Consider the following 20,836-nt stretch of genomic DNA (forward strand, 5'->3'; position numbering starts at 1 on the left):
GGTTAGCCGGGGCCCAGGGGCTGGCGGAAATCGGTTATGCCCGGTGGGAACGCGGGCCGCGCAGAGGCAACGTCGCGCCCATCACCGCGTAGGGCAACGGCGCGCCCGGGAAGGCGATCTGCCGCGCGAGGTCCCGGTAGCCGAGCGAGGCGTAGAGGCCGCGCGCGGGACTGTCGCGGTCGATGGCGGAGAGGATCGAACGGGGCTGCGGCGCGGCGTCGGTGAGGCCGGTGATGAGGGCGCGGCCGATGCCGCGGTTCTGGTGACGCGGGTGGACGTGCAGTTCGGTGATCACGAAGGAGTCGTCGAGCCACTCGTCGTTGCCGAGTCTGCGCAGGTACGGCTGCACGACCGTCGACCACCAGTGGGCCCGGTCGTTCGGGAGGCCGTAGACGAAACCGACGAGGCGGTTCTCGGCCGTCGTGGCGCCGAGCGCCCGCGCGCCGGGAACGCCGAGGTGCCGCAGCACGATGTGGTGCCGTACGTCGATCTCCTCGTCGGTGAGGCCGAAGGCCAGCGCTTGTACGGCCAGCGCCTCGTCGACGCGGGCGGCCAGATCGAGCGGGCCGACCGTGATCTCGTCCGGGGTCCTGGGGGTGTGCCCGGGGTTGCTCGACATGCGGCGAGACTACCGGGCGCAGGGGGTGGGGCGGCGGGGAGGGAGTGGGGGAGCGAGCGGGGCGGGCGTGCGGGTGGGGCGCGGGGGCGGAGGACGTGGCGGGGGCGGGGCGGGGCGGCGTTGCACGGGGCGTGACGTGGCCGGGCCGCGGCGGTGCCGCGCGGGGGCGGGGCGTCGTGGCATATGCGACGTCGCGTGCGGCGCTTCCGGCATCCGCGCGACGCAGGGCCTCAACTCGGGAACACGTCGCGTGAGTTGTACGTGACGGGCGCGACGTCCCCCGTCGCCTGCCACGCGCCGTACGCGACGCCTCATTGCGCGCCGTACCCGTCCCGGAAGACCGGCACCGTCTCGCCCGCCTCGACGGGCACGTGCAGCCGATTCTGGCGCGGCGGCATGGGGCAGTTGTACTGGTCCGAGAAACCGCACGGGGGGACGAAGGAACGGTTGAAGTCGAGCACGACGCGCTGCGGTCCGGCGTCCCGTTCGTCCAGGTGCACGAAGAGGAAGCGGCCGGCGCCGTAGGTGCTCGTTCCGTTCGTCGGGTCGCCGAAGACGAGCAGCAGCGTGCCGTCGTCGTCGAAGGCGCTGAGGGTGTAGTCGGTCCCATCGAGCGTGAGCCGCAGGTCGCCGGGGACGACCAGGTCGCGCGTGCCGCCGTTGTCACGGATGTGCTCGAAGGGCACTGTCCTGGCGCCCTCCACGGGCTCGTACTGGGCCTCAAGGACCCATTCGGGGCGGTAGGGGAACGTGTCGACGGAGTCGAAGTGGCGCAGGGCGGGCGAGCGCGGGTCCCAGCGGCGCAGTCCGTACTCGGGGCGCCCACTGACCGGCTCGGTGCGCTCCAGGGTCGTGAGGGTCTGCCCCTCCCCCAGTGCGGCCCGCGCCGCGTCGATGTCGGGGCGCTCGCCCGGCGGGGCCCACCGGGTCTCAACGAGGGCGAGGTTGCCCTGCGGGGCGGTGAGGGCGGCGCGACGTCGCGCGCGCCAGTCGTCCCAGGCGGCGCGCTCCGTCGCGACGTCGCGGGAAGCGGCGTCGCCGTTCGCGGGGGCGCCGTCGGTGGGGGCGCCGTCGGTGGGGTCAGTCATGTCTTGCCTCGATTCTCGGGGGATGTGAGGGCGCCCGGCACGCGGCGTGCGGGGACGTCGCGCGGGTGGTGCCACGTCGCGTGCGACCTGCACGAACGTCGCGTGGGCCGCCGCGCGGCGTCGCCTCGTGCGGGCCGGGTCCGGCCCCGGCACGGAGCCCGGCTCTCCGTTCAGAACAGAACGCTCGTGAAGGTGCCCGTCTCCTGGAAGCCGACGCGGCGGTACGTCGCGCGCGCCGCGGTGTTGAAGTCGTTCACGTACAGGCTCGCCACCGGGGCTATGTCGCGCAGCGCGTACGCGAGGACCGCCGCCATGCCCGGGGCCGCGAGCCCCTGGCCGCGGAATTCCGGGGCGACCCAGACACCTTGGATCTGGCACGCCTCGGGGGTTGCCGCGCCGATCTCGGCCTTGAAGACGACCTTGCCGTCGTCGATGCGCGCGAAGGAGCGGCCGGCGTTGACCAGCTCGGCGACGCGCGCCTGGTAGAGGAGCCCGCCGTCACCCGCCAGCGGGGAGATCCCGACCTCCTCGGTGAACATCGCGACGCAGGCCGGCATCAGCGTCTCGACCTGGTCGCGGCGTACGCGGCGTACGAGCGGGTCGGGAGGCACCTCGGAGGGCTGGTCCGTGGTCATGAGGGGCTGGCAGGCGCGGACCTCCCGGGCGGGGCCCCAGTACGGTTCCAGCAGGGACCAGAGCAGGCGCGTGGATTCGGCCGGGCCCACGATCGACGAGCAGCGACGGCCCGCGCGACGTGCTCGCTCCGCGAAGGCCCGTACCGCCTCGGGCACCGCGCAGATGGGGACGAGATTCGCGCCCGCGTAGCACAGCGACGTGAGATGGCCGCGCTGGTACCAGCCCCACATCTCGCCACCGAGCCGCCAGGGGTCGAGACCGGCCACCTGGACGCGGGAGGTGACGAAGGCGTTCGCCACCGGGTCCTGGTGCAGGACGGCCAACGCGGCGTCCAGGTCTTCGGGACCGAGGACCCTGGTGGTGGTCTGAGTCAACACGTTCGAAGCGCCTCACCGTACGGGCTACTGGTTTTGGCACTGTACCCGCAGCGGGGACGACGCGCTCCGGGGACGGGGAGGAGCGGACCGTGCGGGGCAGGGAGGGCGGGGCGGCAGAGGCACCTTGCTGCGGCACGCGGCATTGCATATGCCGGTGGCACATACAACGCCGCCTTGGCGAGGGGACGACGCATCGCACGGTGCGCGGCGTACGCCCAGCCGGTGCGCGACGTGGCATATGCGACGTCGCGTATGACCAGGCACGATGCGGTCGACGCGACAGCCCTGGCGCGACGTGGTCGCTCGTGGAGCTCGCGCGGCGTCGCGCCGTCGACCCATCCCAGCGTCGCGGCCTCGCGCCACCGCAGCGTCGCGCCGAACCACGGCCCCGCGCACACGAGCGGCCCGGAGGCGTCGCGCCCCCGGGCCGTCAGCGGTCTGGTTCAGCTGATGGAGACCTCGGGCTCGCCGGAGGTGATGCCGTCGGCCTCCATCTGGGCGGCGATCTTCTGCGCCTCGTCGATGAGGGTCTCCACGATCTTGGACTCGGGCACGGTCTTGACGACCTCGCCCTTGACGAAGATCTGGCCCTTGCCGTTGCCGGAGGCAACGCCGAGGTCGGCCTCGCGGGCCTCGCCCGGACCGTTGACGACGCAGCCCATGACCGCGACGCGCAGCGGGACCTCCATGCCGTCGAGGCCGGCGGTGACCTCGTTGGCGAGCTTGTAGACGTCGACCTGGGCGCGACCGCAGGAGGGGCAGGAGACGATCTCCAGGCGGCGCGGCTTGAGGTTGAGGGACTCCAGGATCTGGAGGCCGACCTTGACCTCCTCGGCGGGGGGCGCCGAGAGGGAGACGCGGATCGTGTCGCCGATGCCCTCGGCGAGCAGGGCGCCGAAGGCGACGGCGGACTTGATGGTGCCCTGGAAGGCCGGCCCGGCCTCGGTGACACCCAGGTGGAGGGGGTAGTCGCACGCCTGCGCGAGCTGGCGGTAGGCGTTGACCATGACGACGGGGTCGTTGTGCTTGACCGAGATCTTGATGTCGCGGAAGCCGTGCTCCTCGAAGAGCGACGCCTCCCACAGGGCGGACTCGACGAGCGCCTCGGGCGTGGCCTTGCCGTACTTCTGCAGCAGGCGCCTGTCGAGCGAGCCGGCGTTGACGCCGATGCGGATCGGCACGCCCGCGTCGCCCGCTGCCTTGGCGATCTCCTTGACCTTGTCGTCGAACTGCTTGATGTTGCCCGGGTTCACCCGGACCGCCGCACAGCCCGCGTCGATGGCGGCGAAGACGTACTTCGGCTGGAAGTGGATGTCCGCGATGACGGGGATCTGCGACTTGCGCGCGATGACGGGCAGCGCGTCGGCGTCGTCCTGCGTCGGGCAGGCGACGCGGACGATCTGGCAGCCGGAGGCCGTCAGCTCGGCGATCTGCTGGAGCGTCGCGCCGATGTCGGAGGTACGTGTGGTGGTCATCGACTGGACGGACACGGGGGCGCCACCACCGACGGGGACGCTCCCGACCTGGATCTGCCGGCTCTTCCTGCGCTCGGCGAGCTGGGTAGGAACGGACGGCATTCCCAGTGAAATCGCAGTCATCTGCAGTGCAACCCCAACGTGTGGATATCGGTCCCGGAATCCTCGGGCTCCGTCACCCGAGATTACGTCACTACCGGATCGGGGGAACACGGACCCGCACCGGGTCACCTGTTCGTCGGTCGTACGCCACCTGCCCGGCGCCGCACGGACCACGGCGGTACGTCGCGTGCGGCCTCGTCATCGCCACGTACGACGCGATGTCGCGCGGCGGTACGTCGCGTCCTGACGTCGTCGCGCGCGGCGGTACGGGGCGCTACGTCGCGCGTCGTACGCCGTTGGCACGGAGTGCGTGAGGCGACGTACGACGCGCGGCCCGGGGCGCGGCGTGGAGCCGGGGACGCGGCGTGGCGGCCTCGCTACGTGTACGGGCGCGGCGCCCTCGTGCACGTAGCGGAGACGCGTACGCCACGACGCGACGTCGCATATGCCACGTCGCGTGTGACCAGGCACGATGCGTGCCGCGCCGCACTCGCCGCGTGGACACGACGCGCCGTCGCGCCGAAGCGCCACGCGCCGTGTCCGCGTGGCGCGCGACGTATGGCGGCCAACATGCGCCGTCAGGTGATCTTGACCGGGTTCACCAGGTCCGCGATGAACACGAGCAGCGTGAAGCACACGAAGATGCCCGCGACCACGTACGCCACCGGCATCAGCTTGGCGACGTCGAAGGGGCCCGGGTCGGGGCGGCGGAAGACGCGGGCCGTGTGGCGGCGTACCGCTTCCCACAGCGCGCCCGCGATGTGACCGCCGTCCAGGGGCAGCAGGGGCAGCATGTTGAACAGGAACAGGGAGAGGTTGAAGCCCGCGACGAGGAACAGCATCATCGCGATCTGGTTCTCCGGCGGGATGTCGAGGGTGAAGACCTCGCCGCCCACCCGCGCCGCGCCGAGGACGCCCATGGGCGAGTCCTGCTTGCGCTCCCCGCCGTCGAACGCCGCGTTCCACAGGTCGGGGATCTTGGAGGGCAGCGCCAGCATCGACTGGACGCCGTTCTCCATCATGGTGCCCATCTGGTCGACGGACTGACCGAAGGACTGCTTGACGATGCCCGAGGCCGGAGTGAAACCGAGGAAGCCCGCAGTGACGTACTCGCCGTCGACGACGCCGCCGTCGCCGTCCGTCTTGGCGACCTGGTTCTCTATGACGTCGGCGTGGAGCGTACGACGGGTGCCGTCGCGCTCGATCGTGATCGTCGCCGTGCCGTGCGAGGCGCGGATGCGGGACTGGAGGACGCCGTAGTCGTCGACGGACTGCCCGTTGTAAGCGATGATCTTGTCGCCCGGCTTGAGTCCCGCTGCCTTGGCGGGCGCGGGAGCATCGTCCTTCGCGCAGGTGTCGCGGTTCTCGCTCTGGTTGATGACGCAGTCGGAGACCGTGCTGACCGTGGTGGTCTGCGTGTTCAGGCCGAAGGTCATCATGACGCCGAAGAAGATCGCGACGGCGAGCACCAGATTCATGAACGGGCCCGCGAACATGACGATGACGCGCTTCCAGGGCTTGCGCGTGTAGAACATGCGCGTCTCGTCGCCCGGTTCGAGTTCCTCGTACGCGGCGGAGCGGGCGTCCTCGATCATGCCGCGCCAGGGCGACGTGGAACGCACCTCGACCCGGCCGTCCGGTCCTGGCGGGAACATCCCGATCATGCGGATGTAGCCACCGAGCGGCACGGCCTTGACGCCGTACTCGGTGTCGCCCTTCTTGCGCGAGAAGAGCGTCGGCCCGAAGCCGACCATGTACTGCGGCACGCGGATGCCGAAGAGTTTCGCGGTGGAAAGGTGCCCCAGCTCGTGCCAGGCGATCGAGAACAGCAGCCCGATCACGAAGACGACTATGCCGAGGATCGTCATCAATACGGTCACGCAGTGGCCTCCACTGTCGCCTTCGCAGCAAGTTCGCGGGCCCGGGCCCGTGCCCAGGTCTCCGCGTCGAGAACGTCCTCAAGCGTCAGGGCGGTTCCCGCCGCGGGCGTGCCGTGCTCGGCCACCACGGCGGTCACCGTGTCCATGATCGCGTTGAAGGCGAGGGCGCCCTTGAGAAAGGCGTCCACACATTCCTCGTTGGCGGCATTGAACACCGCCGGGGCCGTCCCCGCGAGCCGCCCCACGTGCCGGGCGAGTCCGACCGAGGGGAACGCGTCGTCGTCGAGCGGGAAGAACTCCCAGGTCGACGCGGCGCTCCAGTCGAATCCGCGCGCCGCGTCGGGCACGCGCTCGGGCCAGCCCAGGCCGATCGCGATGGGGCCGCGCATGTCGGGCGGCGTCGCCTGCGCGAGCGTCGAACCGTCCACGAACTCGACCATCGAGTGCACGTAGGACTGCGGGTGCACGACGACCTCGATGCGGTCGAAGGGGATGTCGTAGAGGAGATGCGCCTCGATGACCTCCAGGCCCTTGTTCACGAGCGTCGCGGAGTTGACGGTGATGACCGGGCCCATGGACCACGTGGGGTGCGCGAGCGCGTCCTGCGGGGTGACGGTGGCCAGTTCGGCCCTCGTACGGCCTCGGAAGGGGCCGCCCGACGCCGTCACGACGAGCTTGCGCACCTCGGCACGCGTGCCGGCGGCGAGCGCCTGGAAGAGCGCGGCGTGCTCGGAGTCGACGGGGATGATCTGACCCGGCGCCGCCAGCTCCTTGACGAGCGGGCCGCCGACGATGAGCGACTCCTTGTTGGCGAGCGCGAGAGTGCGCCCGGCCTTCAGCGCCGCGAGCGTGGGGGCGAGGCCGATGGAACCGGTGATGCCGTTGAGCACTGTGTGGCACGGCGACGCCGCGAGGTGCGTCGCGGCGTCGGGGCCCGCGAGGATCTCCGGCAGCGGCTCCGCGCCGTACTGCGCGGAGAGCGCCTCACGCAGCTGCGGCACGACGTCTTCGCGCGCCACCGCTACGTGGCCCACGCGCAGGCGGTACGCCTGCTCGGCGAGCAGGCCGACCCTGCCGCCCGCCGCGGAGAGCGCGGTGACCCGGAAGCGGTCCGGGTTGCGCAGGACGAGGTCCACGGCCTGCGTACCGATGGAGCCCGTGGAGCCGAGCACGACGATGTCGCGGCGTCCCGGCGTGGCGTCGTAGCGGAGGTGGGGGTCGGCGAGTGGAGCAGGACTGTCGGTCATCCCCCCATTCTCGCCATAAGACCTGTGCGAGAGGACAGCGAGTCCCGGAAGTCACCCGGCGGGCGGCGTCCAGATGTAGGGCGTCGTGGTCGTGAGCGCCACGAAGCCGAGGCGGCGCAGGATGGGCGCGCTGTCGGCGCTCGCGTCGACCTGGAGGTACCGGACGCCGCGTGCGGCGGCGATGCGGGCGCGCGCCGCGACCGTCGCGCGGTACAGGCCGCGCCCACGCCACGCGGCGAGCGTCGAGCCGCCCCAGAGCCCGGCGAAGTCGGTGCCGGGGACGAATTCGATGCGGGAGGCGTGGAGGGGGATGGGGGGAGGCGTGGGGGTGGGTGATGCGTCGGGGGTCGCGGGTGCGGGGTTCTGGGTGGTGTGGGGTGTGGGGTTCGGCGTGGCGTGGAGCGCGGCGTCGCGCGTCGCGTCGTACGGGGCGGGGGCGACGGTCTGCGGGGCGTGGGACGCGGCGTCGGGCGCGGCGGTCTGCGCGGCGTGCGTCGCGACATCGGGGGCGGCCGTCTGCGCGGCGTCGAGCGCGGCGTCTGGCGCAACGCTGGACGCGGCGTCCGGCGTGTCGGGGCGCGGCGTCAGCGACGTGGCCGCGGCTGCGGCGTCCGGGTCGGGTTCGACGAGGAGGACGGTCACGTTCTCCGGCGACGTGGTCAGGACGCGGTGGAGTTCGTCGGCGTGGGCGTGGCGCTCGCCCCAGATCTCCTCGTTCATGGCGTCGATGCGGCGGAGGTCGGCGAGGGACGTCGCGCTGCGCATCCGCAAGCCTTCCGGCAGGTGCGGTTCGAGCCGGGCGAGGTCCTCGGTGCGGCCGACGAAGACGGTCTCGGGCTCGTCGGGGACGAAGCCCGCCGCGCGGAGCCGCTCGGGCAGGTCTTTCTGGGCGTCGTGGCCGCGCGTCTTCCACTCGGCCTCGATACCCAACTCGGCATACCTGTCGCGTTGCCTGGCGATCAGCGCGTCCAGGGCGTCGCCCTCCACGCCGAGATCCCTCGGCCCGGTGATGTAGCCGGTTTCGACTCCGGTGAAGCGCACGAGGGGCCCGTCGTGCTCGACGCGTGCGCGCGGGTCGGCGAACTCGCTCTCGCCGCGCAGTTGCGCGTCGTAGGCGGCGAGGAGGATGCGGCGAAGCTCTTCGTCCGACGAGTCGAGCTCGGCGGAGGAAGGGGCTGGGGGCGGTGTCTGTGAGTTGCTCATGGGGGTGACCATGACGCGTGGCGGGAGCCTGGTCAAAGGGGTTTAACCCGCACGCGACGACGCCGCGACGTCGGTACGGGGGTACGACGCGACGCGGCGCCCGCGCTGGTGTCGCGCGGGCGTCGCGTCGTCACGTCGTCGTACGGCGATGTGCCGGGCGTGCGGTCCGGACCGTTCAGAGCTGGACGCCGGTGAAGACCATGATCCGCTCGTAGGTGTAGTCCTCCATCGCCGAGCGGACGCCTTCGCGCCCCACGCCGGAGAGCTTGGCGCCGCCGTACGGCATCTGGTCGGCGCGGTACGAGGGCGCATCGCCGATGATCACGCCGCCGACCTCCAGCGCGCGGTGGGCGCGGAACGCCGCCTGCACGTCGTGCGTGAAGACTCCGGCCTGGAGGCCGTACTTCGAGTCGTTGACCGCGGCGTACGCCTCGTCCTCGCCGTTCACCTTGATCAGGGACAGCACGGGCCCGAAGACCTCCTCGCGCGCGAGGGTCGTGTCGGCGGGCAGGTCGGCGAGCACGGTGGGGGCGTACGACGCGCCGTCGCGCTCGCCGCCGGTCAGGAGCGTCGCGCCGGCGGTGACCGCCTCGTCGACCCAGGACTCGACGCGCCGCGCGGCGTCCTCGCTGACGAGCGGGCCGACCTCGGTCGCCGAGTCGGAGGGATCGCCCGTCACCTGGGCCTCGACGGCCTTGACGACGCGTTCGGCGAGGCGGTCGTAGACGGCGGCGTCGGCGATGACGCGCTGGACCGAGATGCAGGACTGGCCGCCCTGGTAGTTCGAGAACGTCGCGATGCGGCTCGCGGCCCAGTCGAGGTCGGCGTCCGAGGCGTAGTCCGCGAGGACGACGGCCGCGCCGTTGCCGCCGAGTTCGAGGGTGCAGTGCTTGCGCGGGACGGAGTCCATGATCGCGTAGCCGACCTTCTCCGAGCCCGTGAACGAGATCACCGGGAGGCGCTCGTCCTGGACGAGCGCGGGCATGCGGTCGTTCTCGACGGTCAGGACGGACCAGCTGCCCGCAGGCAGCGCCGTCTCGGCGAGGATCTCGCCGAGGACGAGCGCGGAGAGAGGCGTCGCGGGGGCCGGCTTGAGAATGATGGGCACCCCGGCCGCGAGGGCGGGGGCGACCTTGTGGGCGCACAGGTTGAGCGGGAAGTTGAACGGCGCGATACCGAGGACGACGCCGCGCGGGAAGCGCCGCGTGAGCCCGATGCGTCCCTCGCCACCCGCGTCGGTGTCGAGCCGGAGCCCCTCGCCGCCGTTAAAGCGGCGCGCTTCCTCGCTCGCGAAACGGAAGACGGAGACGGCGCGGCCGACCTCGCCGCGCGCCCACTTGATGGGTTTGCCGTTCTCGGCCGAGATGAGCTGAGCGATCTCCTCGGTGCGCTCGGTGAGCCGCTTCGCGACGTGGTCGAGCGCGGCGGCGCGTACGTGCGCGGGGCTCGCCGCGAACTCCTCGCGCACCGCGTACGCGGCGGCGACCGCCTCCTCGACCTGCGCCTCGGTGGGAATGCCGACCTTCCCGACGAGGCGGCCGTCCCACGGCGAGGTGACGTCGAACGTGGTCTCGCCAGTGGCCTGGCGGCCGGCGAGCCAGAAGGCATGGGTGGAAGTCATCGCGAGTCCCGGCCCTTCAGCAGTGCAGTGGTGGGTGTGCGTACGTCGCGTGGCGCGGCGTCGCGCGAGGCGGTACGCCTCAGCAGGGCCACCGTAAGGGCCGTGTCGCGCCGCATCGTTTGTCCGTCGCGTAGCGGCCGGGGAGCGGGACGCGCCGTATTGGCGATAGCCGTGGGGGTGGGAGACGGAGCCGACGAGGCGACATGAGGCCGCGATGTGAGGGCGCACGGCGCGGCGTCGGGGCCCTCGGACGTCATGGCGCTGCGCGTACGTCGCGTACGGGACGACGCGACGTGTGGGCGGTTTCACGCGACGCACGGCGCGACGTCGCCCCGGCGCCCGCCGCTCACGTCGCCCCGCGCCACGCCCGTCACGTCGCCTCCGCACGTACCGCCCGCGTCGCCAGGTGACGTGCCAGCGCATCCGTCAGCCGACGCCGCCCGACGCGGTGGTGGCCTTGAGGGCGAGCCAGAGTTCCATCCGTACGTCGGGGTCGTCGAGGGAGCGGCCCAGGATCTCCTCGACGCGGCGCATGCGGTAGCGGAGGGTGTGCCGGTGGACGCCCAGCTCGGCCGCCGCGGCGTCCCACTGGCCGTGGTGGGCGAGCCAGGCGCGCAGGGACGCGACGAGGTTGCCGCGCCCCGTCGCGTCGTGGTCGTGGAGCGCGCGCAGGAGGCCGTCCGCGAAGGCGCGTACGGCGTCGTCCGCGAGGAGCGGAAGCACGGAGCCCGCCGCGACGTCCTCGTGCTCGACCAGCGTCCGGCCGCGACGTCGCGCCACGGAGAGGGCCTGTTCGGCCTGTTTGTAGGCGGTGGCGGCGGCGACCGGCCCCGATGGGGCGGAGAGGCCGATGGCGAGAGCGCTGTCGGCGGCGGGCGCCGCGGCCGCCCCGGGGTCGCGGGCGCGGTCCGTTTCCCCGGCGTACGTCGCGCAGGCGTCGGCGACGGCGCCCTGGTCGACGGCGAGGAGGACGAGGCGGTCGCCCTCGCGGACGACGAGGACGGGCTCACCGGCGCGCGCCGCGGCGGCTTCGACGCGCTCCACCATGGCTGTGAAGGGGTCTGCCGCTGGTTCGGGCGGCACGTCTCCCTCGGCGGGATCGGCCGCGCGGGACGTCGCGGGCGGTCGCGGCACGGGCGACGTCGCGGCGACGATGACGAGGCGGAACGGCGCGTCGAGCAGCGCGCCGTACAGGTCCCCCGCCGCGGCGCGCGCGTGGCCCGACTCGCCGGCGAGGAGCATTCCGAGGACGGCGGCGCCGATGCGCTGCTCGGCGGCCTGGAAGGCGCGGGAGCGCTCCGTGGTAAGGGTGAGCAGGGAGATCGCGGCGTGGACCGAGTAGCGCTCCGCCGTGCCGAGCGTGCCCTCGGTGCCGACGGCGAGGGCGGCGCGGGGGTGGCGGGCGGCGCCGAGCGAGTGCAGTTCGACCCTGTCCTCGGCGGCGGCCACGACCGCGCTCGCCGGCGCCGGGCGGTCGCGGAGGCGGCGCACGTCGGGCGTGAGGCGCGCGGCACGTCGCGCGGCCCACTCGGGCGCGGCGGCGACAACGGCGCCCGACGCGTCGTAGACGGCGGCCCAGCCGTTGAGCTGCGCGGCGAGCGCGCCGATGAGGCCCTCGGGGCCCTCGCCGACGAGGGCCTGTCGCGTGAGTTCGCGCTGCGCGGCGAAGCCCGCGGTGACGGCGCGGTACTGCTCGGCCGCGATCGCCGCCGAGACCGCCTTCGTGATCGCCAGGAAGGGGGTACGTCGCGGCACTTCGAGCAGCGGCAGCGACTCCGCCTCGGCCGCCGCCACGAGCGCGGCGGGAACCTCGTCGTAGTTGACGCCCCTGCCGAAGCCGAGCCCGACGACGCCGGCGCGCGCCAGGCGCCGGACGTAGGGGCGGACCTTCTCGGGGTTCTCCGCGTCGAGGGTGAGCGCGGTGGTCAGAAGGAGCTCTCCCCCGTTCATGTACGGCACCGGATCGATCAGCTCGCTCACATGCGCCCAGCGGACGGGGGTGTCCAGGCGGTCCGCTCCGGCCAGCACGGTGAGCTTGAGCGCGGAGTGGTGGACGAGAGAGGCGAGCGTGGGCGGCATGAGACCTTCCGGGCGTCGCGCGCGGCACGCACGAACGTGCTGCTGGGTTCTTGGCCGTCGCGTACGAGCGACGCTTCCAAGTCTGCCTCACTGTATGCATGAGGGGACGGGGCGGGATGGGGCGTGGGAAGGATGGGGCGGACGCGGTGGCGCGACGGCGGCGCCGCGGCTGTCGCAGTGCGGCGCGTGGGTGCGCGGCGGGACGTCGCGGCGCTTGGTCGTACGTCGCGCCCATGCCGCGTCGTCGGCGGGATCGCGTGCACGCCGCGTGGCGTGCACGACGCGTGGTCGCCTGAACGTCGGGCCTCGCCGTGCCACGTCGCCTCGCTGTGCCACGTCGCGTCGCATCACACGTCGCGCTACGCGCGCCGACGCCGCCCCGCTGCCTGTGCGTCGTCAGTGGCGCAGGTCGACCAGGAGGGGCGGCGCGTGCTCGCCCCGCACCGTCGTGAGGGAGACCACCGCGTGCCCCGGGGGCAGGGCGTGGGCGAGTTCCGACGCCGACCAGCGCTCGCGCTCCACCTGCCGCACCGTGACGGACTGCGCGGTCGGCGCCTTGCCCGTGATGGCCTTCCGCAGGAAGTGGCTGACCTTGGTGAGGGGTTCGTCCGCGACGATCTGCCGGTCCGTGACGTCGCGGATCTCGCGCCACTCAGTGCCCCACGCAGCGGCGAAGTCCTGCCCGTCCCTCGGCGCGACCCCCGAGAGCGCCATGCGGCACCCGACAGCGCCGAGGAGCGGCGCCCGCAGTTCCTGCGGTACGTCGTCGAGCGTGCGCAGCGCGAGGAGCACGCCGGCGTGGGCGGAGCGCAGCGACTGGATGGCGCGTACGGACTCGGCTGTCACGACGCCGGCCGTGTCGTCCAGCGCGAGGCACGCGAAGAGCGAGACATCGCCGCGTACCAGCACACTCGCCGTGAACTGAGCGAGAACCAGCCGCGCCAGGACGCGCGCGGCGTCGGGGTGGCTGCGCGAGGGCAGCTCGATGCGCACGCGTACCGGATGGTCGAGGGCGCGGAAGGAGAACGGCGCGCCCTCCCCCGACGTGTCGAAGAAGTCGGCGAAGGCGGGGCGATCGAGGAGCGCGAGCCGGTCGACGAGCAGCGGCGCGGCGTCGCCGGGCTGACCGGCCTGGCGTTCGCGCGACTCCACGTCGCGCAGGAGGGCGCTGTGGCCCGCGGCGGCGAGCGCGGCCCGCAGCGCGGCGAGGTGCTTCGGGGAGCCGTCGAGGAGGAGGCGCAGTTCCGCCACGGACGGGAAACGGCCGTGGACGGCGCGGAAGGGGCCCAGCACCTGGGCGAGGACGGTGCTGGGGCGCCGCCCCGAACTGGATGCCTGCGGGAGGTCGCCGACCAGGGCTTCGGCGAGGAACGTCGCGGCTTCCTCCGCGTCGTGGGTGCCGCCGTAGAGGTCGAGGTCGTAGACGGAGTCGGGGTGGCCGAGACGGATGACGATGTCGTAGTTGTCGGCACGTCCGAGCCCCGCGCTCTCCGCGCCGACCACGACGACCGCGGCGCGGCCCGCCAGGGCTTGCAGGCACAGTGCTTCGGCGACGGGGTGGACGAGCGCGCCGGTCTTGCCGGAGCCCGCGGGGCCGACGGCGACGAGGGACGTCGCGAGGAGTTCCGAGCCGAGGGCGAAGCCGGCGGTGCGGTACGCGTAGGCGTTGCGCGCGTCGTCCAGGGTCGCGCCGAGGCGGACCTGGCCCGTGGCGAGGTCGTGCGGCACGGAGCGCGCGGGGAGGTCGCGCCGGCCCGACGGGTGCGGGAACGCCGCGGCGCCGTCGCGCAGGACGTCCCGCCGGAACGTCTCGACAGGCAGTCGTCCGGACTGCACGGAGCGCCAGGCGCGTACGAGTCGCGCGTGGTCCACGTCGCGCAGCCGGCCCGCGAACGCCTCGTCCGCGAGCCTGTCGGCCGCGGCGTGCTCACCGGCCGCCCGCAGCTCGGGCCATTGCGCGGGGTCTTCCTGGGGGGTGGGGGCCGGGGGCGGGGACGCCGCGCTGGTGGTTTCGCGACGGGTGCGGGACCAGGGGGAATAGCGGCGCCAGAGCTCGGGCCAGCGGCCCAGCCTGGCGACCAGCACAAGGAACAGCAATGTGATCAGAAGTTGGTAAATGTTGGTGGCTCGAACAGCCGCCTGAGAGCCGCTCGGAGCCCATGAACTCGGCAAGAGGGCGAACAGAGGCGCCAGCCACCAGTCCCCCCACAAATAATTGTTGAGAAGCAACGACCAGAACAACCACCCCACCAGCAGAGCGATCACCGCCCCGCTGACGAGTTGCCGCCCCGGAGTCTGTTCCGGTTCGACCTCGGGCCGCGGCCGGTGGCCGAAGCGCCAGATGCCGGGGAGGGCCGGCGGACGCGGTGTACGGAGCCAGTCGAGAAAGTCCGCCCCGGGGGGCCTCGCCGCGACGCTCCCCCCTGGAGACGCGCCGGGGTCCCACCCCGGCATGGGCGGCGTCACCCGCGCGTCGTAGGCGGCGGGGCGCCCGTGCGACGGGGACGGCACCGTCGCGGCGGGGGGCGGCCCGGCGGGTCGCGGCGGTACGGGAGGCACGGCGCCGCCCTGACGCGCGTCAGTTACCCCCCGGACCCCGGGCGGGCCGTCGGGGACCGGTGGCATCGGCGGCACGGACTCGGCGGGTGGGCCTCCGGGCGCGGGACCGCTCCCGGGTGCCTGCGATCCGTACGTACCGTCCCTGTCCATGCCCAGCCCCCTGACCTGCCGGTCCGTCGTACCGTCTCGCGCGGCGCGGGTCGATCATCGATCGCGGCTCAATCTAGTGTCCCCGCACGCCTCCGGGGACGACGCACACGAGTTGTACCCGAATTTCGGCCGGGCGACAGATCCGTGACAGCCCACGCCGCGCGACGACGCGACGACGCGACGACGCGCGACAGCCTCAGCGCGACCCTCCACGACGCGACGTGCCGCCTCATCGCGAGCACTCCCCTGCTCCACCAAGGACAACCGACACGTCCCACTTCTCCCGAACGGCGCATCCCGTCGCGCCCCGGCGCCCCCTAGCCTGCGAACAGGCCCCGGCGACGAGCGGAAGCACCGTTGGCGACGGAGCGCCGCATCCCCGGCCCGGCGGGCGAACGTCACACGTCCCCGCCCCGGAACCGGGCAGCCGGGTGAGCACCACCCGGACCACGGACACCCAAGGACCACAGGAGCCCTCATGAGCGCCATTCCGCAGGAGCGCCGCGTCGTCACGGCCATCCCCGGCCCGAAGTCGCAGGAAATCCAGGCCCGCCGCGCCGCCACCGTCGCGGCCGGCGTCGGCTCGACGCTGCCCGTGTTCGCGGCGCGCGCCGAGGGCGGCATCCTGGAGGACGTCGACGGCAACCGCTTCATCGACCTCGGCTCCGGCATCGCGGTCACCACCGTCGGCGCGAGCGCCGAGGCCGTCGTACGGCGTGCGAGCGCGCAGCTCGCCGACTTCACGCACACGTGTTTCATGGTGACGCCGTACGAGGGCTACGTCGCCGTCGCCGAGCAGCTCGCCGCGCTCACCCCCGGTGACCACGCGAAGAAGTCCGCGCTCTTCAACTCGGGTGCCGAGGCCGTCGAGAACGCTGTCAAGATCGCCCGCTCGTACACGAAGCGCCAGGCGGTCGTCGTCTTCGACCACGGCTACCACGGCCGGACCAACCTCACGATGGCGCTGACGGCCAAGAACATGCCGTACAAGGAGGGCTTCGGCCCCTTCGCGCCCGAGGTCTACCGCGTACCCGTCGCGTACGCGTACCGCTGGCCGACCGGTCCGGAGAACGCCGGCCCCGAGGCCGCCGCGCAGGCCATCGACCAGATCACGAAGCAGATCGGCGCGCACAACGTCGCCGCCGTCATCATCGAGCCCGTGCTCGGCGAGGGCGGCTTCATCGAGCCGGCGAAGGGCTTCCTGCCGGCGCTGCGCGAGTTCGCGACAGAGAACGGCATCGTCTTCGTCGCCGACGAGATCCAGTCCGGCTTCTGCCGTACGGGCCAGTGGTTCGCGTGCGAGGACGAGGGCATCGTCCCCGACCTGATCACGACCGCCAAGGGCATCGCCGGCGGCCTCCCGCTCTCCGCGGTGACAGGGCGCGCCGAGATCATGGACGCCGCGCACTCCGGCGGCCTCGGCGGTACGTACGGCGGCAACCCCGTCGCGTGCGCCGCGGCGCTCGGCGCGATCGAGACCATGAAGGAACTCGACCTCAACGCCAAGGCGAAGCGCATCGAGGAGATCATGAAGGGGCGACTGATCGCGCTCCAGGAGAAGTACGAGGTCATCGGCGACGTGCGCGGGCGCGGCGGGATGATCGCGGCCGAGTTCGTCAAGCCGGGCGGCAAGGAGCCGAATTCGGAGATCACCGCGGCGATCGCCAAGGCGTGCCACGCCGCGGGCGTCCTCGTCCTCACCTGCGGCACGTACGGCAACGTCGTCCGCTTCCTCCCCCCGCTGGTCATCGGCGAGGACCTCCTCGACGACGCGCTCGACGTCTTCGAGCAGGCGCTGGCGGCGTCGGTCTGAGGAGCGGAGGACGGATACGGGGCGGGACGGGACGAGCGGCTACGTCGCGTGGCGGACAGGGGCGTCGCCTCCCGCCACGTCGCGACGTCGGGTCGGGTGGCGGCGGGAACGTCGCGTACGTCGCGTGCAGCGTCGCGGCGTCCACAGCGCGACGTTGCGCCTTGGCGGAGACGCGCGACGTCCCGCACCGCGACGTCCCGACGTCCCGACGTCCCGACGTCCCCCGCTTCCTCCGCCCGTCGCGCTCGCCCGTGCCCGCTCCGTCAGGCATCGTGAGGGCGTGACCAGGCTTGTGAAGAAGGTGTGCGAGGGCGATGGCGGGATGGGTCGGTCCCTGTTCCGGCCGCCGCTCCCTGCCGTAGGTTCTCAGCAGATGAACGAAGCACCCCGCCCGCGGGAAACCGCGAGCGGTGCCGTCGCGTGGCCTCCCCAGTCGCGTACCGGCCGTGCCTTCGCGCACATCCCCGGGGCCCCAGGTCCCGGACTTCCTCACCGATCGGACGGCCGCTCGCCCCACACCCCCCGGGGCTCGCGGTTTCCCGGTCCTCCCGGACGCCCCGGAACCAGCCCCCCGGTTCTGGGGCGTCCGGCTGTCGTCCTGTCCTTGTGCGCGGCGCTCTTCGCCTTCCTCACGTGGCAACTCGTCGCCCGTGGTCCCCTGCGTCGCCTCGACGAGCGCCTCGGAGTGCGCCTCCACGACGGCGCCGGTCTTCCGCACCCCCTCGCCGAGTTCTTCTCCGACCTCGGCAACCCTTCGGTCGCCGTTCCGGTGCTCGCCGTCTCGGCCGCCGCGGTCACATGGTGGGTACGTCGCGGCACGGGGCGCGTCGCGTGGTGGCCCGCGCTCACCGCTCTCTGCGCGATCCTCGTCGTCCCGGCGCTCGTCCTCCCGCTCAAGGAGATCTTCGACCGCCCCGGCCAGCCCTCCGCCGAGGGCCTCGGCTACTACCCCTCGGGCCATACGGCGACCGCGACCGTTGCCTACGGCGTCGCACTCCTCCTGCTCCTCGCGGGCCCCGTCCCGCCCCACCGGCGCGACGTACGGCGCGCCCTCACCGCGACGTGGCTGCTGCTCGTCGTGTGCGTGAGCTACGGACTGGTGCGGCAGGGCTACCACTGGCCGCTGGACGTCGCGGCGAGCTGGTGCCTGGGCGGCGCGGTACTCCAGGTCGTGGCAGTGGTCCTCGTACGGGTGCGGGTACGAGAGCGACCGCGGACGCCGGCGCCGGACGACGTGACGCGGCGGCAGGAACGTCGCGCGGACGAACCGGAACGCGGCGACGTCGCGTAGTCCCACGCGACGTGTCCCGGCCTACGCGGCGTGTCCCGGCCTACGCGGCGTCGTTCGGCGTACGCGACGTAGCCCCTGCACCACGCGACGTCGCCCCCGACCCCGCGCCACGTCGTCACTCGCTCCGTCCCTCCTCGTCGCGACGTGCCGCCGCCTCGTGCAGGGCGAGTTCCAGCTGTGCCGCGTCGGTGAGCACTCCCGATCCGTCCGGCGGAACGATCCAGCTGATGCCGTCCGCTGTCTCCCCGGGGCGCGGCACCACCAGCCAGGTGCCGGGTCCCGCACACCGCACCCCACCGCCCGCCCACTGCGCGGCGGTACCGACCGGCACGAGGAATCCCAGGCGGTCCCGCCCGGCATCCGCGAGCACGGGACCGGGGCGCTCGACCAGCTTCCCCAGCACTTCCAGCGTCGCGCGCCCGAGGGGCCCCGGCAGGACCAGGACGTCCCAGGCGCGACCCGCCGGGAGCAGCGCGGTCCCCCGCGGATCGCGCTCCCACCGGCGAAGACACGCGGCGGGGTCGGGCGCCGCATGCGCCAGCCACGCCAAGGGGGTCGGCCTCTCCACGACCTCTGCGGCCTCTACGGCCTCCTGGGGGTCCGTCATCGCACTCGCCTCCTGTCACGGGACGCGCACGGCGCGCGCCCCCAGGAGAGACCGCCCGCCGACGCGAGCATTACGCGAGTCGGGAGACGACGCGGCGGTGACACACATCACAGCGTCGGGTGCGACGTAGCGACGTGGCAGGGCGACGTGGCGAGGCGACGTCGCCCCCACTCCCCCTCCCTGCAACGCGACGTAGCATCACGCCGCGCGACGCGCACGCTTCGTCGCGCGCCCCATGACCCCGCGCGACACCACGCGCCGACACAGCGACGCGACGCCCCCGCCCACCTCAGCTGTCGAACCCGAGCCCCATCCGGTCCATCGCCCGCAGCCACAGGTTCCGTCGCCCCCCGTGGTCGTCGGCGTGCGCGAGCGAACGTCGCGTCAGCTCGATCCCCGTCCAGGCGAGCGGCTCCGGCGGGAAGGGCATCGGCTTCGTCCGCACCATGCGCAGCGCGGTCCGTTCCGTCTCCGCCCCGTCGAGGAGGTCCAGCATGACGTCGGCGCCGAAACGCGTCGCCCCCACACCGAGGCCGGTGAAGCCGGCGGCGTACGCGACGCGCCCGCGGTGCGCCGTACCGAAGAAGGCCGAGAACCGCGTGCAGGTGTCGATCGCGCCGCCCCACGCGTGCGTGAAGCGGAGACCTTCGAGCTGCGGGAAGCAGGTGAAGAAGTGCTGCGCCAGCTTCTCGTACGTCGCGGGCCTGTCGTCGTACTCGGCGCGCACCGTGCCCCCGAAGCGGTAGATCGCGTCGTAGCCGCCCCACAGGATGCGGTTGTCGGCGGTGAGCCGGAAGTAGTGGAACTGGTTGGCGCTGTCGCCGAGCCCTTGGCGGTTGCGCCAGCCGATCGCGTCGCGCTGCGCGGTCGTGAGCGGCTCGGTCATGAGCGCGTAGTCGTACACCGGCACCGTGTACGGCCGCAGACGGCGTACGAGGGAGGGGAAGACGTTGGTGCCCAGCGCGACGTCGCGCGCGAAGACGCGTCCGTACGGGGTGCGCAGTGCCATCCGGCCGCCGTCGCGTGCGAGGGCCTGGCCGGGGGTGTGCTCGTGGATGCGGACACCCAAAGCGAGGCACGCGCCGCGCAGCCCCCACGCGAGTCGCGCGGGGTGAAGCAGCGCGACGCCGCGGGTGTCCTGCAGGCCGGCGAGGAAGGTCGGCGAGTCGACCTCGGCGCGCAGTGCCGCCTCGTCGAGGAGTTCGTATTCGTCGAAGCCGTGCGCGCGCGCCGTCTCGTACAGCTCGGCGAGTTCCTCGACCTGGTGCGGCTGCGTCGCGACGTCGATCTCGCCGGTGCGCTCGAATGCGCAGTCGATGCCGTAGCGCGCCACCGTCGCCTCGATGTCGTCGAGGTTGCGGCGCCCCAGCGCCTCCAGGGCGCCGATCTCGTCCGGCCAGCGATCGAGGCCGTTGGGGAGTCCGTGGGTGAGGGACGCGGCGCAGAAGCCGCCGTTGCGTCCCGAGGCCGCCCAGCCGACCGTCTTCGCCTCCACGAGGACCACGTCGCGTCCCGGGTCGCGCTCCTTGGCCCGCAAAGCGGTCCACAGTCCGCTGTAGCCTCCGCCGACGACGAGGAGGTCGCAACGGGTGTCGCCCACGAGGGCCGGGAGGGGCTCGGGGCGGCCGGGGTCGTCGAGCCAGTAGGCGCCGGGACGGACGTCGGCGAGGGCGGTGGTCCATGTGCTGCTCATGGCGCTCGCGGCCATGATGTCAACTCCCTACGGTGGCGCTCCGCGCGCTGCGGAACACGTTCGGTACGAAAGGTGCGGTATCGCTGTCGCGTGCCTCGCGCCGGTCCGGGCCGGCGGAGACGCGCGGGCCGCACGCCGCGACGCTACGAGGCGCACGCGACGTGCGGGGGCGTGGGGTGGACGTCGCGCGGCGGCACGTCGCGACGCGACGCCATGCGGACCACGCGACGTGTGCCGCGACGTCGCGCCGTCTCGACGGCGCGCGGCACGTGGCGCCACGGGGCCCACGTCGCGTGCGGCACGCCACGTCGCGGCCCCGCGCGCGGCGTCCCCCGTACGACGCGAGACCACCTACGACGCGGCACCGCGCACGCCACGACATCACGCGCGACGCGG

13 protein-coding genes and 1 pseudogene are annotated in these 20,836 nt (G+C 73.1%); 2 read left to right on the plus strand and 12 right to left on the minus strand.

Annotated elements, in window-relative coordinates; translation table 11 throughout:
* Positions 1 to 34: 34 nt before the first annotated feature.
* The 10 genes and pseudogenes from STTU_RS07810 to STTU_RS34085 form a co-directional block, all read right to left on the minus strand.
* Positions 35 to 619 carry a GNAT family N-acetyltransferase gene (locus tag STTU_RS07810; protein ID WP_007821506.1) on the minus strand — a complete coding sequence of 195 codons (585 nt, stop codon included), beginning with the start codon at positions 617 to 619 and terminating at the stop codon, positions 35 to 37.
* A gap of 311 nt (positions 620 to 930) precedes the next feature.
* Positions 931 to 1,707, minus strand: a complete 777-nt coding sequence (locus STTU_RS07815) for a DUF1684 domain-containing protein (RefSeq protein ID WP_007821510.1) — start codon at positions 1,705 to 1,707, stop codon at positions 931 to 933.
* A 170-nt stretch (positions 1,708 to 1,877) separates the two neighbouring features.
* Positions 1,878 to 2,720: a GNAT family N-acetyltransferase gene (locus STTU_RS07820; protein ID WP_043254510.1), complete on the minus strand. Its 843-nt coding sequence runs from the start codon at positions 2,718 to 2,720 to the stop codon at positions 1,878 to 1,880.
* A gap of 443 nt (positions 2,721 to 3,163) precedes the next feature.
* Complete coding sequence (ispG, locus tag STTU_RS07825; protein WP_009068955.1) at positions 3,164 to 4,318, minus strand: flavodoxin-dependent (E)-4-hydroxy-3-methylbut-2-enyl-diphosphate synthase; 1,155 nt, start codon at positions 4,316 to 4,318, stop codon at positions 3,164 to 3,166.
* 557 nt (positions 4,319 to 4,875) lie between these two features.
* A complete protein-coding gene (locus STTU_RS07830; protein WP_043254512.1) occupies positions 4,876 to 6,177 on the minus strand; it encodes a M50 family metallopeptidase in 1,302 nt (433 codons plus the stop codon).
* Entirely contained in the window at positions 6,174 to 7,424 is a 1,251-nt protein-coding gene (gene dxr / locus STTU_RS07835) for a 1-deoxy-D-xylulose-5-phosphate reductoisomerase (RefSeq protein ID WP_007821522.1), read from the minus strand. Before dxr ends, STTU_RS07830 begins: the two co-directional genes overlap by 4 nt.
* Before the next feature lie 51 nt (positions 7,425 to 7,475).
* Positions 7,476 to 7,709: pseudogene (locus STTU_RS34880) on the minus strand (GNAT family N-acetyltransferase); the annotation flags it as partial.
* A 1,093-nt stretch (positions 7,710 to 8,802) separates the two neighbouring features.
* Complete coding sequence (locus tag STTU_RS07845) at positions 8,803 to 10,248, minus strand: aldehyde dehydrogenase family protein (RefSeq protein WP_007821529.1); 1,446 nt, start codon at positions 10,246 to 10,248, stop codon at positions 8,803 to 8,805.
* Between the two features lie 426 nt (positions 10,249 to 10,674).
* On the minus strand, positions 10,675 to 12,327 hold the full coding sequence (locus STTU_RS07850) for a PucR family transcriptional regulator (RefSeq protein WP_007821533.1): 1,653 nt from the start codon (positions 12,325 to 12,327) through the stop codon (positions 10,675 to 10,677).
* Between the two features lie 396 nt (positions 12,328 to 12,723).
* Positions 12,724 to 15,036: an ATP-binding protein gene (locus tag STTU_RS34085; RefSeq protein WP_043254514.1), complete on the minus strand. Its 2,313-nt coding sequence runs from the start codon at positions 15,034 to 15,036 to the stop codon at positions 12,724 to 12,726.
* A 478-nt stretch (positions 15,037 to 15,514) separates the two neighbouring features.
* Here STTU_RS34085 and gabT point away from each other — a divergent pair, with 478 nt between their 5' ends.
* Positions 15,515 to 16,849 (plus strand): 4-aminobutyrate--2-oxoglutarate transaminase, encoded by a 1,335-nt coding sequence (gene gabT / locus STTU_RS07860; RefSeq protein ID WP_043254516.1) that lies wholly within the window; start codon positions 15,515 to 15,517, stop codon positions 16,847 to 16,849.
* A gap of 604 nt (positions 16,850 to 17,453) precedes the next feature.
* On the plus strand, positions 17,454 to 18,140 hold the full coding sequence (locus STTU_RS07865; protein ID WP_007821542.1) for a phosphatase PAP2 family protein: 687 nt from the start codon (positions 17,454 to 17,456) through the stop codon (positions 18,138 to 18,140).
* 115 nt (positions 18,141 to 18,255) lie between these two features.
* On the opposite strand, the gene STTU_RS07870 is transcribed toward STTU_RS07865, so the two are convergent.
* Together STTU_RS07870 and STTU_RS07875 are read right to left on the minus strand one after the other, a co-directional pair.
* Positions 18,256 to 18,747 carry a hypothetical protein gene (locus tag STTU_RS07870; protein WP_043254518.1) on the minus strand — a complete coding sequence of 164 codons (492 nt, stop codon included), beginning with the start codon at positions 18,745 to 18,747 and terminating at the stop codon, positions 18,256 to 18,258.
* Positions 18,748 to 19,036: 289 nt separating this feature from the next.
* Positions 19,037 to 20,455 (minus strand): NAD(P)/FAD-dependent oxidoreductase, encoded by a 1,419-nt coding sequence (locus tag STTU_RS07875; protein ID WP_007821546.1) that lies wholly within the window; start codon positions 20,453 to 20,455, stop codon positions 19,037 to 19,039.
* Positions 20,456 to 20,836 lie beyond the last annotated feature (381 nt).

The sequence above is a fragment of the Streptomyces sp. Tu6071 genome (genome assembly GCF_000213055.1).
GTDB lineage: Bacteria > Actinomycetota > Actinomycetes > Streptomycetales > Streptomycetaceae > Streptomyces > Streptomyces evansiae.